17 protein-coding genes are annotated in these 15535 nt (G+C 61.3%); 2 read left to right on the top strand and 15 right to left on the bottom strand.

Translation table 11 applies throughout. The annotated features are described in order from the left end of the window. Positions 1 to 124: 124 nt before the first annotated feature. Positions 125 to 898 (top strand): DUF4190 domain-containing protein, encoded by a 774-nt coding sequence (locus tag B0E55_RS12795; protein WP_020971058.1) that lies wholly within the window; start codon positions 125 to 127, stop codon positions 896 to 898. Positions 899 to 911: 13 nt separating this feature from the next. On the opposite strand, the gene B0E55_RS12800 is transcribed toward B0E55_RS12795, so the two are convergent. From B0E55_RS12800 to B0E55_RS12855, 12 genes are all read right to left on the bottom strand, one after another. Continuing rightward, a complete protein-coding gene (locus B0E55_RS12800; RefSeq protein WP_024487502.1) occupies positions 912 to 1388 on the bottom strand; it encodes a hypothetical protein in 477 nt (158 codons plus the stop codon). 161 nt (positions 1389 to 1549) lie between these two features. Next, the gene (locus tag B0E55_RS12805) at positions 1550 to 2650 is read right to left on the bottom strand and encodes an alcohol dehydrogenase catalytic domain-containing protein (protein ID WP_019745661.1); all 1101 of its coding nucleotides are present in this window, start codon (positions 2648 to 2650) and stop codon (positions 1550 to 1552) included. A gap of 10 nt (positions 2651 to 2660) precedes the next feature. Continuing rightward, the gene (locus tag B0E55_RS12810) at positions 2661 to 3623 is read right to left on the bottom strand and encodes an ROK family protein (protein ID WP_019745660.1); all 963 of its coding nucleotides are present in this window, start codon (positions 3621 to 3623) and stop codon (positions 2661 to 2663) included. Then, positions 3620 to 4288, bottom strand: coding sequence for an HAD-IA family hydrolase (locus B0E55_RS12815; protein ID WP_019745659.1), 669 nt, complete (start codon positions 4286 to 4288; stop codon positions 3620 to 3622). The genes B0E55_RS12810 and B0E55_RS12815 overlap by 4 nt, the downstream gene beginning before the upstream one ends. Then, positions 4285 to 5169 carry a TIGR03619 family F420-dependent LLM class oxidoreductase gene (locus B0E55_RS12820; RefSeq protein WP_020971055.1) on the bottom strand — a complete coding sequence of 295 codons (885 nt, stop codon included), beginning with the start codon at positions 5167 to 5169 and terminating at the stop codon, positions 4285 to 4287. Before B0E55_RS12820 ends, B0E55_RS12815 begins: the two co-directional genes overlap by 4 nt. Beyond that, the gene (locus tag B0E55_RS12825; RefSeq protein ID WP_019745657.1) at positions 5166 to 5963 is read right to left on the bottom strand and encodes a VOC family protein; all 798 of its coding nucleotides are present in this window, start codon (positions 5961 to 5963) and stop codon (positions 5166 to 5168) included. Before B0E55_RS12825 ends, B0E55_RS12820 begins: the two co-directional genes overlap by 4 nt. Further along, the gene (locus B0E55_RS12830; RefSeq protein ID WP_080909829.1) at positions 5960 to 6859 is read right to left on the bottom strand and encodes an NADP-dependent oxidoreductase; all 900 of its coding nucleotides are present in this window, start codon (positions 6857 to 6859) and stop codon (positions 5960 to 5962) included. Before B0E55_RS12830 ends, B0E55_RS12825 begins: the two co-directional genes overlap by 4 nt. After that, positions 6856 to 7677, bottom strand: coding sequence for an SDR family oxidoreductase (locus B0E55_RS12835; RefSeq protein WP_019745655.1), 822 nt, complete (start codon positions 7675 to 7677; stop codon positions 6856 to 6858). The genes B0E55_RS12830 and B0E55_RS12835 overlap by 4 nt, the downstream gene beginning before the upstream one ends. Next, positions 7670 to 8665 carry a zinc-dependent alcohol dehydrogenase gene (locus B0E55_RS12840; protein WP_020909399.1) on the bottom strand — a complete coding sequence of 332 codons (996 nt, stop codon included), beginning with the start codon at positions 8663 to 8665 and terminating at the stop codon, positions 7670 to 7672. Before B0E55_RS12840 ends, B0E55_RS12835 begins: the two co-directional genes overlap by 8 nt. Before the next feature lie 5 nt (positions 8666 to 8670). After that, complete coding sequence (locus B0E55_RS12845) at positions 8671 to 9873, bottom strand: MFS transporter (RefSeq protein WP_020971053.1); 1203 nt, start codon at positions 9871 to 9873, stop codon at positions 8671 to 8673. Between the two features lie 3 nt (positions 9874 to 9876). After that, positions 9877 to 10905 (bottom strand): 3-oxoacyl-ACP synthase III family protein, encoded by a 1029-nt coding sequence (locus tag B0E55_RS12850; protein ID WP_020971052.1) that lies wholly within the window; start codon positions 10903 to 10905, stop codon positions 9877 to 9879. Beyond that, entirely contained in the window at positions 10902 to 12137 is a 1236-nt protein-coding gene (locus B0E55_RS12855; RefSeq protein WP_080909830.1) for a sedoheptulose 7-phosphate cyclase, read from the bottom strand. The genes B0E55_RS12850 and B0E55_RS12855 overlap by 4 nt, the downstream gene beginning before the upstream one ends. Before the next feature lie 176 nt (positions 12138 to 12313). Here B0E55_RS12855 and B0E55_RS12860 point away from each other — a divergent pair, with 176 nt between their 5' ends. Then, positions 12314 to 12928, top strand: a complete 615-nt coding sequence (locus B0E55_RS12860; protein ID WP_019745650.1) for a TetR/AcrR family transcriptional regulator — start codon at positions 12314 to 12316, stop codon at positions 12926 to 12928. 93 nt (positions 12929 to 13021) lie between these two features. Here the strand turns inward: B0E55_RS12860 and B0E55_RS12865 are convergent, their stop codons facing one another. The 3 genes from B0E55_RS12865 to B0E55_RS12875 form a co-directional block, all read right to left on the bottom strand. Then, complete coding sequence (locus tag B0E55_RS12865; protein ID WP_020909394.1) at positions 13022 to 13465, bottom strand: hypothetical protein; 444 nt, start codon at positions 13463 to 13465, stop codon at positions 13022 to 13024. A gap of 21 nt (positions 13466 to 13486) precedes the next feature. After that, the gene (locus B0E55_RS12870; protein WP_046379429.1) at positions 13487 to 14155 is read right to left on the bottom strand and encodes a FadR/GntR family transcriptional regulator; all 669 of its coding nucleotides are present in this window, start codon (positions 14153 to 14155) and stop codon (positions 13487 to 13489) included. Positions 14156 to 14257: 102 nt separating this feature from the next. Continuing rightward, complete coding sequence (locus B0E55_RS12875; protein ID WP_020971048.1) at positions 14258 to 15466, bottom strand: MFS transporter; 1209 nt, start codon at positions 15464 to 15466, stop codon at positions 14258 to 14260. Positions 15467 to 15535 lie beyond the last annotated feature (69 nt).

The following is a 15535-nucleotide window of genomic DNA, read 5'->3' on the forward strand; positions in this document are numbered from 1 at the left end:
TGCGAACGAACTACAGACACAGGCACCAGAACTTGATCAGATGAGTGAGCCGGTCCGGCCACGGTTCTGTGTGGAGTGACGGCTAGAGCCGTTCTGTTGTCGCACTCTGAACGAAGGAATCCTGGTGATCGACTCGGAAACTACTGTTGCGCCGAATAATTCGCATTCCGGTTATCTGGGGTGGATTCTGCGGGTCATCAGTGTCGTGGCGTGTGTTGCGGTTGCAACGGTCGTTGCCTCGCTGACGCTCGGGCCGCCATTCGCACGGGCCTGGGCACAGTGGGTTGCTCGTCATCTAGGTGGGGACTTCGAGACGGGAGTCGTTGTCGGATTTGTGACTGGGCTTTTAGGCATTGCTGTGACTTTGTTTGCAGCGCTGATGAGTTCCTTGGCGTGGCGGCGCCGAGGTGGCCCGGCATTGTCGCTTGGTATCGGTGCTATTGCCTTGCTTGCCGTTCTTCCTGGCGCAGTGAATTTGAGTATCGCGGTCGGTGCAGCAGGATCCGGGGTAAGGGCGGCGGGGAGGATCCTCGACGTCGACGGGCCGGCGTTTCGTGGAGCCTGGGTAGCCGGATCAGTGGCGGGACTGTCGCTGTATATGGTCGGGGCGCTGCTGTTAGGGAGGAGCCTTCGTTCGGCATTCGGGCCTGTCAGGCAGGTGGTGTCGCCGCCGCCAGGGGTGGTCGGCGGTACGAATGCCTTGGCCATCGTCGCACTGGTACTTGGAATCTTCGGTGGGGTTCTTGCTATTCCCGTGGGCCATGTGTCGCTGAACCAGATTCGCCGTTCCGGCGAAAGTGGGCGCGGATTGGCAGTGGCCGGCCTCGTTCTCGGCTATCTGTCGCTGGTCGTCATCGTAGGTGTCGTACTAGTGGCTGTGCCCGCGGCCTTTCGATAATTTGGGTCGCGCGTCAGAGTTGGGTGGGCTGGAGTGGCTCGATGTCGTAGGCGCGGGGTCCGAACAGGCTCGCCGTCCGGGTGCGAATGGACGGAAGTGCTTCGTAGAGGCTCCCGCCGAGGCGGTGGAGGGAGTTGAACGATCGCGATTCCCAAACCGGAAACTCTCCGTCGGTGTCGCGTGATGCTGTGTCCCACAGGAGGGCGTCACCGTTTTCGCTCCATCCGAAAACCTGCAGCGAGTCGGGGAGTGACCAATCGCCGTCGGGTTCGATCATCCAATCGAACTCGTCATCCTGTCCTTCTGTGTAGACCGAATGAAGATGAGCGGTGAGGTTGCGGGCGCGCCCTTGCCAGCCGTCGGCAAATCCGGGAAGGACGGGCGGATAGATGAGCCAGAGTCCGAAGGTCCGCGCCCACCCTGCGTGCCGGATGAATGCGCGATATGAATCGGGGAAGCCCTGCCGGTCGGGAAATCGAAAAGAATCCAAAAAGGTGAAATCTATGTGTTGAAGCGTCGGTTGGCCTTTTACCGTCAGCGCGTTGGGTCCCGTGGCAAACACGTCATCAACACTAGCAATGCGAGTCCGTGGGGGATCTCGGGCGGGAGGTCTTGGCTGGTTGTTCCCCGAGTTCGTCGGATCAAATACCTTCAATGACCCGCAAGATTCACCACCAATCGAATCACCAACTCGCCGTCCACCTCTCGGGTCCGTTTCTCGCAGATCACATTCATCAATGCGGTGCCCTCATCGATGCCGAGTTGGTGTGTGAGTAGCGTGTCGATCGTGTCGTCGGCGCTCGTCAATGCAGCTGCAGCGGAGGCGAGTTGGTGGTTCGTGACTCCTCTGTTGCCCGTCAAGGCAACGCGCAGAGAGCCCCTGGTGAACGTCGTGATCGCGGGTGGTGTCGGTCCACCCGTGTTGGCTTGTCGCACCCCGGCGATGTCCACCCCGGGTAACAAATCGGACGTGGCCTTGGCCGGCACTCCACCAATCGGATGCACGGAGACAACTCGATCGCCGAGGCGTTCCAGAGCGGTGTCGATCGACGCTACTGTGCCGGCGCGGTGAGTCGCGACCAGCACGGCGACCGAGCCTGTGGTTTCGCGTACCCAGTTCTCGGTAGCGAGCGAGTTGACCACGGATGGAAAGTGATTTGTCGTCCACTCCATGCCGAGTTCGGTGCGGTGGACCATTACTACTCGGACGGTTGGGAAGAGAACGGAGGGTGCGAGGGCCGCAGCCAGATTTCCGATGAGACCGTCGCCGAAAATGAGCAGCGTCCCCGGTGACTCACGGGAGAGGCAGGAGAGCGCGTACCTGACGACGGCGTACGGTTCGACGAGAGTAGCGCGTGCGCTGGAAAGTTCCAGTGGCAACGGCGTGACCAACCCTCCACTCACCGCGGGCACGCCGATGATGACGCGTTGTTGAAACAACCCCTCGACGTTGTGGCCGAGAAGAAACGATGAATCATGCGGATGCGTCGGGTTGACCACGACTCGATCACCTACCTCGAAGCCGGTGACGCCGTCGCCCACTTCGACGACGCGGGTAGCGCCTTCGTGGCCGACGATGGGCGAGGGGTCGTCCCTGTCTCCGCGCACAATCTGAATGTCAGTCCCGCACAGGCTGACTTTCTCGGGGGCGACGAGAAGTTCGCCGGGTCCGGGAGTTGGAGTCGGCCGCTTTTCGACGCTCGACCGACTGCCCCTTCTCACGATTGCGCGATGGGTGAGTTGCGTTGTCATGAATCCTCTTTCACAGCTTGCTTACGCGGAGGCGACCGGCGGCAATATCGTCGGCACCGGACAGGGTGTCGATGTCGTGAGGACGGCACAGGTATATCGTCTTACGGATTCTCTCGGGAGTCAGTGACGTGTCCGCGTACGATCGCACCGAGGCGAGTTGGGAACAAAGTTCCCTCTCGTACATCTCGGACAGACCTTCGGCGAGCCCGCCACCGATCCCGATGCGATCCAGTCGTGGATCGAGGGCGATCATCGTTCTGACCAGCTCGGCGATCGGCTCGACGACCACGCTCAACAGAAGTGATGCACCAGGGGCGCCTGACTCGAGTGCTGGACCGAACGAATCTCTGTCATAGGGCAATTCGAGAGCCGAGGCGACAGCAGCCAACGCCGAGCCGGACGAGATCGCCGCGACATGTCCGATGCCTCCACATGCGCAGGGCAACTGTCGCACTGTATCCGGCCCCGACGTCACTGCACGAAGGTGGCCGACCTCACCTTGCAACCCCAATGCGTCCACTGGAATCACTCCCTCTCTTGCATCAGCTATCCGCAGTGCGATCCCGCTGCTGATGGTGAGGTAGGCGATGCGCCGATCGGTGGGACGTGTAAACCCACGAGCGAATGACGCCAACCCTGCCGTCACGTCGTTCACGAGTGTCCATCGAACGTCCGGGCGGTGGGATTCGAGGAGGCGCAGCAACGGAATCTCACCGGCAGGAGTGCCGCCCCACAATGGGCCGGATCCATGGGCGACGCCCTTCTGTTCGTCGAGCGCGGCCCCGCACGCCATGTTCACTGCGGCACCCGGCGGTAGATATCGATCCAGTGTCTCGATCAGCTCGCGCAGGAGTTGATCGGGAGTGGCAGACGGTTGTCGGAGCACGCTGGGCGATGGCAGCCGTTCGGTTCGCTCACCGCTGCGGATGCGTAGCCACGTACCTCCCAGATCGACCGATACGGTATCCGTCATAGTTCCGGTACCACGTCGATTACGAGCTCCGATCTCTCTCGGGAGAGTCGTAGTGAAGTAAAATTATTCACTCTCAAAAGGTTTCGTCCGGGCTCGGCTCCGATTGCAACGCATGATGCGCCGGAATCGGCCGCAGCAGCCATGCCGGCCGAGGAGTCTTCGAATACGGTGCAGGAGTCGGCGGAAACCTTCAAGCGCGCCGCCGCTGCAAGAAAGCCCTCGGGATCTGGCTTGCCGGCGCGCACGTCCTCAGCGCATACCGACGCGTGTGGAAGCGGGAGGCCCGCTTCAGTGAGCCTTCGCACCATCATCGATCGAGGGGCCGACGTGACAATCGCCCATTGCTCCCGGGGCACAGACGCCAGAAAGTCCTTGGCGCCGGCGATGGCGCGAACTGGATGCGAGTTCTGCTCTTCGCTTTGCCTGATCCAGTTCAGTTCGGATTCGACGTTTGCTCGATTACCGAGAACCCGAACGATGATGTCGGAAGCGATGCGGCCTGGAAGTGCCTGCGCTACCACCGCCCGATCAACGCCGTGCCGGTCCGCGAATTCGAACCAGACAGCCTCGATCGACGCCTGCGAATCGACGAGGGTTCCGTCCATGTCGAACAGCAGTGCCGAGGTCGAAATGGATTGTCGAATCAAGCTGGGCCGCAGAGTCATAAGACGGCCACCCGACTCATTCCCAAACTTTCGCCGGCAATGCGAATCAGATCGAGATCGTGGTCGGTTGAGCGGCGCAGTCGCTGGTCGCCAGGATCGGTATCGAGCACAATCGTCTGTGCACCGATCTCAGACAGAAAATCGATGTCGGCACGTATCTGGTTGATGGTTCCGTACCCGAGTGGACGGTCTGGTGATTCGACAGATCTTTCGGTGGGGAGAAAGTAGATGCGGGGGACGAACTCACGCCCGGGGGCGAGTGAAGCGACTCCAGCGATGCATAGGCCCCGGGTAGGGTGCAATGGGTGCCATGCAGTGCCTAATCTGTTGGTTCGGTCGATCGCAGCGGGTCCGTTGCCGCCGATCCACAACGGAGGGTGTGGTTGCTGCAGCGGTAGAGGTCCGTTGTGCACGCGATGTGTTCCGGCCGAGCCCGGTGCGTCGTATGTCTCCGACGTCCACGCTGCGATCAGGGTTTCGAGAGTGGTATCCGTCAGTCGGCCTCGACGTGTGAACGGAACGCCGAGGACGTCGAAAGCCTGTGCAGTCCAGCCGACCCCGATGCCCACGATCAACCGTCCGCCGCTGAGTCGATCAATCGTCGCGGTCGCGTGGGCGAGGTGGGCCGGGTGTCGGTGACTGCCGATCAGCACGCCGCTGCCCAGGCGAATCGACTCGGTACCCGCTGCGAGCCAGGACAGCGTGGCCAGGCACTCGTAAAACGGAGCGGGAGAGCGGCGATTCGCGTCGTCGGTCAACACCACGTGATCCGAGAGTAGGACATTGTCGAATCCGGCAGCTTCCGCTGTCCGGGCCCACGCGAGAATCCCCTCGGGGTCGATCTGCGGCCCGAAGTTGGGGAGATTGATTCCGTACTTCACAGCGAACTCGGAATCAGTCGCGCGGCGCCCCCGTGGCGGAACGTCAGGAAGTTTCCCCCGTTGGCGGTCAAAGGGCGAGGGGCCTCCTGCCGGCCGATGTGGTGCTCGAACAACTCGATGTTCAAGTCGCCGACGGATACCATCGCCATCCGGGACGTTCCTTCGACGTCGAGATCGAACTGTGCCGTCATGAACCCGCGATCCGCTGCGATGTCGGTGCGGAGCACCTCGGTTCCCGAATGGGCGGTCACCAGACGCGCTATCGCGGCGTCGAGGTCCGGGACGCTGTAGCCCGTGTGATCCAAACCGCGGCAGGTCGGGAGAAGGGCTGACGCGATGTCCTCTCGTCTGTGGTGGAGTCGGGCCTGGGTCTCGTGGAAGTATCCCGGCTCCTCGGGCCACTGCTGAAGTTCGAAGAGATCGCCCCACGGCGACCGGAAGTACACCCACTTGTTGCCCGCAATCGGACCCTCGGGTACCTCGATCACGTCGCCGAGGACTGTCACGTCGCTTCGCGAATCAAGGTAGCTCACAGCGAGTTCGATATCGCCGACAGTGAAACAGAGATGGTTGGTACCGATGTCGACCAACCGCGGTGGGGGTTGATGGGGCCAATCCGCTGATACGAAATCCACGACCCCCGACAATCCGATCGGTACGGAGACACGTCCGGGGTATCTTACGACGCGGTTCGCACCCAGGAGTGAAGCGAAGAAGTTGGCGGCGGCGTCCGCATCGGGAACGGTGACACCGACTGTGGACAAGGCATCTTCGACATTCGCGGTCACGGTCATGGGATCAGCAGTACCTTTCCTCGGGTTCCGCCCGCGGCCAGCAGAGCGTGGGCTTGGGGTGCTTCGTCGAACCGGAATGTTCGGGCGACAGGGACGGTGACCGAACCGGTCGATACCAGTTCGGCGAATGATTCGAGGCCCGAGCCGTCCTCGTCGACATAGCTTTTCGCCGGTGTGATTCCACGTTGCGGTGCGGGTTGCTCGTTGTCGTCGATGGAGATGAAGGCGCCGTCGTCTCGCACACTGTCGACGGATTCGGCAATACCCGCCGTGTCGACGATGGCGTCGTACTCCTTCTGCGGCAGGTCGACGGGACTCGCTATGACCCGGCTGAGGCTGAGGGCCAAGAGTTCGTCAGTGTCGCTCTCGCGAGCGAGGGCTTCGACGCGGTGTCCCCGCGAGATCAGCAGCGCCGACGCTATTCGGCCCACCGCGCCGGCAGCACCGGTCACCAACACCGTGGATTCTGGTGCAAGGTCGAGTTTCTCGAGGCATTGCACAGCGGTGAGCGCTGCGAGTGGGATCGCAGCAGCGTGCTCGAGGGTGACGTTCGACGGAGCGGGTGCGAACAAGGACTGGTCGGCGGTGACGCGTTCGGCATAGGTTCCGTAGCCGTGTGCCGGTTGCGCGATCATTCCGATGACGCGGTCTCCTGGCGTGAAGCGTGTTACCGCGGATCCGACTGCGATAACAGTTCCGGAGACGTCCCATCCCAATACGGCTGGGAAGTGCAACTCGATGGGCAAGAACCCCGAACGGGTCTTCAGATCGACAGGGTTGACGGCAGCGGCTGCAACGGAAACAGTGACGTCTCCGGGGCCGGATGTCGGCTCGTCAACCTCGGTGAGAGTGAGAACGCTTGGGTCGCCGGTGGCTTCGATTGCGATGGCTTTCATGCGATTCCTTTCATGAGACCTTGCGTTGGAGAATGATCGACGGCGTAGCGGGCATTCGCTTCGGCTGCAGTCAGAACCAGTCCGCCGTCGACGGTAACGGTGGTCCCCGTGAGATAGCTCGAACCGGACCCGGCGAGGAACGCCGCGGCTGCTGCGACCTCGTGCACACCGGCCGGACGCCCCAACGGGATAGCGGGGCGATCGATGTCCGCATACGAGGATTCGTCATCGATGCCGTTCATCGCGGTGGCGGTTTCTCCCGGTGCGACGGAATTGACGCGCACTCCGTGGGGCGCGAATTCGAGGGCGAGGACACGACTCGACGCCGCCAATGCGGCCTTGCTGGCGCAGTAGATTGCACCGCCGGTGATGGGGACCGTGTCATGGATCGATGTGATGTTGACGATCGATCCTGCGATACCTCGCGCGATCATCCGGCGCCCCACCGACGAGGCCAACGCAAGTGGGGTGATCGAATTGACGGCCATGACCTCGCGCATTCGATCGATGGCGAGTGCATCTGCGGGTGATCGATCGTTGATTCCGGCATTGTTTACCAGGCAGTGGATCTCACCCAGTTCATCTGTGCATCTCAGAACGGCGTCGACTGTCGATTCGGCATTGCGCAGGTCCAGTTGCAGGGGAACGACGTCGATGCGGAACTGCGCATTTAGTTCGCTCACCAACCGTGCGATGCGATCGAGACCATTGCCGTATCCGAGGACGAGGTTGTGACCCTCTTTCGCAAGCGCGAGCGCGATTGCCCGGCCGATACCACTACTCGCTCCGGTTATCACTGTGTATTCGAGCTCACTCAACAGAGATCACCACCTTCGGCCGTGTCCTGTGGCCTTCGAGACGATCGAATGCGGACTGTGCTTCGGTCAGAGGAACCACACTGTCGATCAATGCGGTCAATGCCGGGCGAATCAGCGGGAACAGTTCCGCGGCTCGGCGGTAGTGATCTACCCCGTGACGTACTCCGATGATCGAAATGCCGGCCAGCGCAACCGCTCCGGGATCGATCGATTCCGTGTGCGCCGCGACGCCTACGAGGATGCACTTGCCTCCCGGACGGAGAACGCCTACGGCGGTACCCAGCGCACCGGCGCCGCCAGACGCCTCCACGACCACGTCGTACTGCCCGGTCAGGTGTGTGGCATCGGTGAAACTGTGTGTGACGGTGCCGGAGTCGAGGTGTTCGATCGACCGGGGTTCGAGAACGTCGACGGTGATCGGGTATCGACTCAGCATGGCGATGGACAAGCTGCCGATCGTGCCCGCGCCGACGACGAGAACCCGATCACCCGGCGACACCGAAGCAGCGTCGAGCGCCTCGAGCACCGTCACGAGCGGCTCGATGAGAACGTGCTCCGGTTCGACTGTGACGCGACCGAGTGAAACGACCGTGCGCCGCGGCATGCGGAGGAATTCGGCTGCGGCACCAGGATGTTCGTATAGCCCGACCTCACGCAGATCGGAGCATTGGTTGCGTCGTCCGGCCCCGCAGGCCGAACACGCCTGGCAGAAAATCATCGTGCTCCCGGTGACTACGTCACCCGCCGACAGATCGTGAATATTCGGGCCGGTCTGCTCTACGGTGCCCACCCATTCGTGCCCGAAGTGATGCGGAAACGACGTAAGGCCATCAGTGAGGTATGACGACGTGCCGTGCAACAACTCCAGATCCGTACCGCACAGACCGACATAGGCAACCTTGACGACGACATCGTCAGGCCCGCAGTTGGGACGGTCGATCGTCACGATCGACACGGAACGGGGAGCGTCGATCATCGCAGCTCTCATGGCTTTCACGTCACGCTCCGAGCAGTGCGCCGACTGACGAACAGCAGCAGTACTGCGCCCGCCGCGAGGACTGCCCCGATAGCAGGCAGGACTGCAACGCTGTTGCCGCCGGACAGAGCGATCGAGCCGATCCACGCGCCGGCAGCATTCGCAAGTTGGAATCCTGCAATGTTGACCGTGGCAGCAAGGTGCGGGGCTTCGCTTGCAGCACCGATGAGTTTCGAGGCGAGCGGCGGAATAATGGAAAAACCGGTAGCACCGAGTACGAACATCCAGGCGAAGGCAAACCAAGACGTTCCGCCGAAGACGAAGAGAGCGAGAAGTGCCAACGCGAGCGCGGTCAACGCGATGTACAGCGTTTTGTCCAGGTCCTTGTCTGCGTAGTAACCACCGAGTTGATTGCCGACAACAGACCCGACGCCGAATACGAACAACACCACCGTCACCGTCGACACCGAGATGCCGGCATGCTCGGTGAGATACGGCGAGATGTAGGTGAACACCACGAAAAGCGCTGCCTGACTGAGAGCGGTCAGCCCGATCGCCCACAGAACTGGGCCCCGGGTGAACACCCGTAGCTCTGAGCTGACGTTGCCGGTCTGGTGCGAGGGAGCGGCGTTGCGCGTCGAGGCGATCAGCGCAGCGGTGACCAGCAGTTGGAAAACGGCGATGATCGCAAAAGACCAGCGCCAACCCAGTTGTGTACCGATGAGAGTTCCCAAGGGGACGCCGAGGACCGTCGCCAGGTTCAGTCCGAGGGTGACGCGGGCGATCACACGCCCTTGGAATTCAGGCGCCACCAACGACGTCGCCAGCACCAGGCACAGAGCGAAGAACGTCGCGTGTGGCAGAGCAGTGATGATCCGAAATATCACCATGGTTGCGAAGTTCGGTGCCAGCGCAGTTCCGATGTTGCCGATGACGAAGAGAGCCATCAGAGCCGCGATGAGAGGTGTCCGCGGCACCCTGGTGGTAGCGATCGTCAGTAGAGGGCCACCGATGACCACTGTGACGGCATAGATGGTGACGAGCAGTCCGGCTGTGGAGGTGCTGACCCCGAGGTCGGTGGAGATGTCCGGAAGTACGCCGGCCACAAGGTATTCGACAGTGCCGACGCCGAACACTGCCAGGAGCATCCAGATTATTGCGGCATTCGCGTTGGTAGAGCGAGCCGTTGTCGTCAATTCGTGCGGAGTTTCGACCACCATGGCCTATCCCTTCTCGTATCCGGTGTATTCGACGACTGCGCATCCCCATGTGAACCCGACGCCGATGCCGGTGAGCATGATCCGGTCTCCGGGGTGCAGGGCCTTGCTGCGGCGGAGCAGGTCGAGGCCCAGTAGTGGGTCGGCAGCACCGGTGTGGCCGATGGTTCTGCCGAGTTCGACCAAGGTCTGCTCGGCGCGGATCTTCAGCGGCTCGAAACATTGTTTGCGGAGTAGGACGTTGCCGAAATTCGGTACGATCCAGGTGGCGATGTCACCGTGATGAGTGGCGGCATCACCCAAAGCTGTTTCAGCGCATCGAGACAGAGCGGCCGCGTTGCGTGACCAGAACTCGTCGATGGAGTGAGTCTCGGTGAAGCCCCCCACCCGTGCTCGGAGATCGATCGGGTCGGCGGTGCCGTAGACAGGCATGCTTGTGCGCTCGTGCCCGCGGTGCATCTGCTCGAGGTGTGCATCAGTGACTACGGAAGTCGAAAGAATACGAAAGGGACCCGGATCCGGGCCGATGACAGCAGCGGCCGCGCCGTCTCCGTAGGCGAGACCGCTGTCGGAATTCCACCGGTCGAACAGGGGGAGACGCCAAGCGTCGGATGCAGTTACCAGGCCTTTGCCGTGTCCGTCGAACCAGCGGCCGATCAGTTCGATTCCGACGATTGCTCCGGCGCAGGCTGTTCGGATCTCGATCGGCAGGCAGTCGTCGATGCCAAGTTCGTTCTGAATGTAGGCGCCGCAGTTCCACGCCTCCAGGCCGTTGTGCAGAACCACTGCATGCACGAGTAGGTCGATTTCGTTGCTGCTGATTCCGCTGTCGGCCAACGCAGCTCTGCCTGCGAAGACTGCCATCTCCGGCGCGGATTCGCCGATATCAGGGTCCGACACTGCAACCGAAGTCTGTCCGGTCTTCTGCTGTTCGACGGGATCGAACCGTCCTTCGGTCACCATGTCGGAGGCTTGTTCCCGCCTGTCCGGTAGGTATGAGCCGAAGCCTTCGATGTAGAGGCCGCCCCACCTCATGACGCGACCTTCGTCACCGACGTCTCACGGACGCGTAGCTCGTCGCTCTTCCTGTTCAAAAGGGCGGAGGCAGAGTTGATTCCGTCGATCGTGACATCATTGACGAAGTGGTGTCCACCGATCCCGACCGGCAAAGGCAGCCGTTGCCGCCCGTCCCGATGACGCACTGTGTCGGCCAATGCGGCGCCGAGGACGCCCGGTGTGGACAAGACGTCGTTCCAGGTGGGAAGGCCGAGGCGCCTCATTACAGTCAGGGCGCGATCAAGTTCAGCTTCACTGATACTTCCCCGCAAATAACCCAGTGCAGACGTCAATGCCATGTCGACAGCTACGGCTTCACCGTGCAGAAGTTCCGGTAGTGCTTCCATCTCGAGCGTGGGCGAGAATGTGTGGCCGTAGTCGACGCAGCGTTCGAGGCAGGATTCCCACAGATTGGGCTGCAGTTCCTCGAGCATCAGGTGGATCGACTCGGCGATGACTTGTGTTGCTGCTGTGTCGAGTTCGTCGGAAGAGCCCTGAAACCTGTCATCGATCAATCGTTCCCCGAAGATTTCCAGCAGTTCGAAGAGGTCGAGGGATTTGATCAAGGCCATCTTGAGTATCTCGGCAAGGCCGTTGGACAAGTGTCGGTTGTCGAGGGTACGCAGGAATGCTCGGTCGACAAAAGTTGCCAGGGCCGGTGCATACGTCCCCAGTCGATTCTTGCCCATGCCGTAGTTGACTCCGGTCTTGACGCCGACCCCGGCGTCGACGAGGCCGATCAGTGTGGTGGGGACCCGGATGTACGGCGTTCCGCGGCGGTAGACGCTCGCGGCGAAACCGACAATGTCGAGTAGAACACCCCCGCCGATCGCGATTACCGGCTCCCCGCGTCGGTCGATGCCGAATCCGTTCATCGCGTCGACCACCCGCACCGCAGAACCCCACTCTTTGACCGTCTCGTCGGCTCGCATCGGTACGAAGGATGCTCGTATTCCGTGGTGTTCGAAGTAGCCTCGAATTCTATCCCCGTGAATTCGGTCGACGTTCGCGTCGATGATGATCAAGCGTCGGTCTCCGCGGTGTAGCGACGCTGCGCTGCACCCGTCGAGTAGTCGAGTGCTGTCCTTGGCGAACAGATTTCGTGCGGCAATCACGTGATACTCGACCTGTTTGACCGCTTCGACCTTCCATGTCGAATCGGTGGCCGCGCTGTGGCTGAGACCCAGTTTGAATGAAGCGGCACTACGCATGTCGATCCCCCTAGACGGTGTGAAAGAGCGTTCGCGAGCTGTGTCAGCAGTACGGCGGTACTTCAGTGAACGAAATGAACTTTCGAGGAGAACAGTAGGACATTCGCATAGTGATCGCTACAAGAGTAGAATAGATCACATTTGGATCGGTAGATGCTGCGGAATTGGGAGGTTGCATGGCCGGGGTGCCGGGACAAGGGCGGAAGTTCGACGTAGACGCGGCCTTGGACAAGGCGATGTATGCCTTCTGGGAGCACGGCTACGAGGGGACATCCGTTGCCATGTTGACTGCTGCGATGCAGATAAATCCACCGAGTCTCTACAGTGCTTTCGGCGGCAAGGAAGGAGTGTTCTTTGCCGCCGTCGATCACTACAACGCGACTCGCGGCGACTTCATGGACCGGGCGTTCGCCGAAGAGCGCGAGGCATCCGAATTGATTCGCCGCCTCTTGAACGACGCGGCGTCCCATTACACCGACGAGTCTTGTCCGGGTGGTTGTCTGATCATCAGCGCGGCGGTCAGCGTGACCGACGCCAACAGTCACATAGCAAACCGATTGCGCGACATGCGAAATGCCAACGTGGTGTTGCTGTCGCAGAGGATCGCAGCCGATATCGCCAACGGACTCATGCCCGCTGACTGCGATCCCGAGGACCTTGCCGAGTTCATCGGTGTAGTCATCCAAGGCATGTCTCAGCGCGCCCGAGACGGTGCAACACAGAGGCAATTGGAACTCGTAGCGAACAGGTCTTTCGACTCGCTGAACTTCTCGAAAGACCTCATCGGCTGAACAGATTTCAGTTGACGGTCGGGGGTCGAGCTGGATTGGGCGATGGAGAGCATCGAGGTCGGTCCTAGTGACCTTCTATCCCAATGTAATTCGTCACTGACCGTGATGGCTGTCGGTTCGTTGGAGGAAGGGGCGGGGCCAGGCGCCGAGTGCGAGAACGGCGAGGATCGTCTGGGCCAATCCAGTGGTGAAGAAGATGCCTTGCAGCGGCGACCAGACGAGGATCATGGCGATTTCGACGAAGATCCAGATCATCATCGTCAGGCCGGCGGCGGCGTGCAGGCCCCATGCCAGGCGGAACCTGTTGTGCTGAGCGAAGAGCGCGGCGGCTTGGATGCCTCCGACGACAACGCCGAGGAGGATTCCGGGCCAGAAATATGAAGGGAAGACGGTTCCCTCGATCCATTCAGGAGGCAGGCCCATCCCGCCGCCGATCGTCAGGCCCGCCATTCCTACGAGCGCAGAGAGCAGGTTGAGCCACGCGATGGCGGACAGACCGATCCGGAGACCCCGTGGAGGGAGCGATGTGGACGTCATGCCTGACAACGATAGAGAGGGTCAGTCGAGCCCGTCCATGTTCCTGCGCGTTGCCGCGCTGGCAGCGTCGGCATCACCCGCGACGATTGCTTCCACCAGATCTCGGTGGGCAGCGGCTTCGTCGTCGATGGATTGGGGGTTTCGTGCCGTGACGTCGGTGATCACGTCCAGGGCCGAGTTGCGGAGCGTTTCGATGAATGAATCGAACACCATCGACAACACGCTGTTGTGCGCAGCATTCACCACGGCGCGATGTAGTTCCATGTCAGCGTCGACAAATTCTGTTGGTGTCGAAGCATTTTCACGGGCTTCGAGTGCCACCCGTAACAGGTTGACGTCGGCGGAAGTTCGACGCATGGCAGCCAGACGGCCCGCTTCCACCTCCAGGAGTCTGCGCACTTCGTAGACTTCGCGGCGGTCCGAGCGTTTGAGTTCTCGCTCGAGTTCTGTGACCGGAGTCGAGGACATGACGTAGGTGCCGGATCCTTGATGAGAGTAGAGCTGTCCCGACGCGATCAGTGCACGCACGGCTTCCCTGCCGGTCGAACGCCCGACTCCGAGGAGCGTGCTCAGATCCTGCTCGTTCGGGATTTTCGTCCCGACCGGCCACTCGCCGTCGCCGATGAGGCGCGCAAGTTCGTCTGCGGCTTTCTGTACCAGTGACTGCTGCTTGACCTGGCGCACTGCCATGTGTCTGCTCCTGACTGACTCGGTGAACCGCCGTGGAGCGGCCCACCGAGTGACACTTCATGTCCTCCGATGAATCTTCAGACTACGGTGCAGTCTGTCGGGTTATCGAAGGGCGATGACGTCCAGTTCGCGCTCCGTCTCGTCTTCCGGGTCGAGGCGTCGATCGCGCAAGGTGAATGCGATGACGGCTCCGACCAACAGCACTGCAGTTGTCGCCCCGATCGCCATGCGCGGTCCGAAGTGATCTGCCAGGTAACCGAACAGCGGAGAGGCGATGCCTCCCACTGACATTGCGAGTCCGAGGGTCACCCCACTTGCCGTGCCTGGGCGGTTCGGTAGGTAGTCCTGCGCCAACGTCACCTGTGGCGCGAAGGGCAAGAACATCGCGAATCCGAGACACACGATTCCAAGTTCGGCAATTGCCACGTTCGGAGCCGCGGCGAGCAATGCCAGTGAAGGTACCGCAAGCAGGTAACCGAGTCGGATGGATGCACGTCGACCTCGACGGTCCGCGAGGACTCCGCCCAGTAGCGTGCCGGCCGCTCCCGCCAAGGTGAAGGAGGACAACACGATTGCTGCACTCGAGGATGATCCGTTCAGTCCGTTGAGTACGTACGGTGAGACCAACGACAGCGTGGTCACATATGGAATTGACCAACACACCGTTACCAGCACGAGTCGGGTGAACGAGCGCCAATCATCTGACACGGGACCGTTCGCTGCTAGCTGCGAACTCAACGACTGGGCTGATTCGGCGTCCGTGCCCGTGCCGGCCGATCGTGATTGGGCGACGATCCACCAAATAGCCGCTACCACTGCAGGAACTGCGAGCAGGTAGCCGCCGGACAATCCGAGCGAGCCGACCACGAGCGTGACGAACGGTGGCGCCAGTGAGGCTCCCAACGTGCCGCCCACGGAGAACACGCTCATGGCCTTCTGCGAGTGACCTCCAGCTGCGCGTGCCAAATTTGTGGCGGGCGGATGGTATGCGGCAATGCCGATGCCGGCCAAAGCAATTGCCAGCCAAGTAACGATGTAGGTGGTGCTCATCGCGGCCACGACAATTCCCGTTGCGGCCGTCACAAAACCTGTGGGTACCAGCCAATTCCGGCTCTTTCGATCGACCAGCATGCCGAATGCGGGTTGCACGACACTGGATAGTCCGGTCGCGGCGAGCGTGATTCCGGCAACCGCGGAGTAGGAATATCCGCGTTCCAGCATCATGAACGGCAACAGTGCAGGTACAGCCCCCTGGTACAGATCGTTCACGACGTGTGTGCCGGTGAGAAACGCAACTTGCCCCTTCTTCATCTCCTTGGGCATCCCTTCGTTCAGGTCTTCAAGTCCTCAGGTCCTCTGAGGACTTGAAACCTACATGAA

Source organism: Rhodococcus sp. 66b (genome assembly GCF_002076325.1).
Taxonomy (GTDB): Bacteria; Actinomycetota; Actinomycetes; order Mycobacteriales; family Mycobacteriaceae; genus Rhodococcus_F; species Rhodococcus_F erythropolis.

Bases quoted from the DNA above. Each gene is read 5' to 3' on its own strand.
- B0E55_RS12805 (WP_019745661.1), bottom strand. From the start codon at position 2,650: ATGACAACGCAACTCACCCATCGCGCAATCGTGAGAAGGGGCAGTCGG.
- B0E55_RS12810 (WP_019745660.1), bottom strand. From the start codon at position 3,623: ATGACGGATACCGTATCGGTCGATCTGGGAGGTACGTGGCTACGCATC.
- B0E55_RS12815 (WP_019745659.1), bottom strand. From the start codon at position 4,288: ATGACTCTGCGGCCCAGCTTGATTCGACAATCCATTTCGACCTCGGCA.
- B0E55_RS12825 (WP_019745657.1), bottom strand. From the start codon at position 5,963: ATGACCGTGACCGCGAATGTCGAAGATGCCTTGTCCACAGTCGGTGTC.
- B0E55_RS12830 (WP_080909829.1), bottom strand. From the start codon at position 6,859: ATGAAAGCCATCGCAATCGAAGCCACCGGCGACCCAAGCGTTCTCACT.
- B0E55_RS12840 (WP_020909399.1), bottom strand. From the start codon at position 8,665: ATGAGAGCTGCGATGATCGACGCTCCCCGTTCCGTGTCGATCGTGACG.
- B0E55_RS12845 (WP_020971053.1), bottom strand. From the start codon at position 9,873: ATGGTGGTCGAAACTCCGCACGAATTGACGACAACGGCTCGCTCTACC.
- B0E55_RS12850 (WP_020971052.1), bottom strand. From the start codon at position 10,905: ATGAGGTGGGGCGGCCTCTACATCGAAGGCTTCGGCTCATACCTACCG.
- B0E55_RS12855 (WP_080909830.1), bottom strand. From the start codon at position 12,137: ATGCGTAGTGCCGCTTCATTCAAACTGGGTCTCAGCCACAGCGCGGCC.
- B0E55_RS12860 (WP_019745650.1), top strand. From the start codon at position 12,314: ATGGCCGGGGTGCCGGGACAAGGGCGGAAGTTCGACGTAGACGCGGCC.
- B0E55_RS12865 (WP_020909394.1), bottom strand. From the start codon at position 13,465: ATGACGTCCACATCGCTCCCTCCACGGGGTCTCCGGATCGGTCTGTCC.
- B0E55_RS12870 (WP_046379429.1), bottom strand. From the start codon at position 14,155: ATGGCAGTGCGCCAGGTCAAGCAGCAGTCACTGGTACAGAAAGCCGCA.
- B0E55_RS12875 (WP_020971048.1), bottom strand. From the start codon at position 15,466: ATGAAGAAGGGGCAAGTTGCGTTTCTCACCGGCACACACGTCGTGAAC.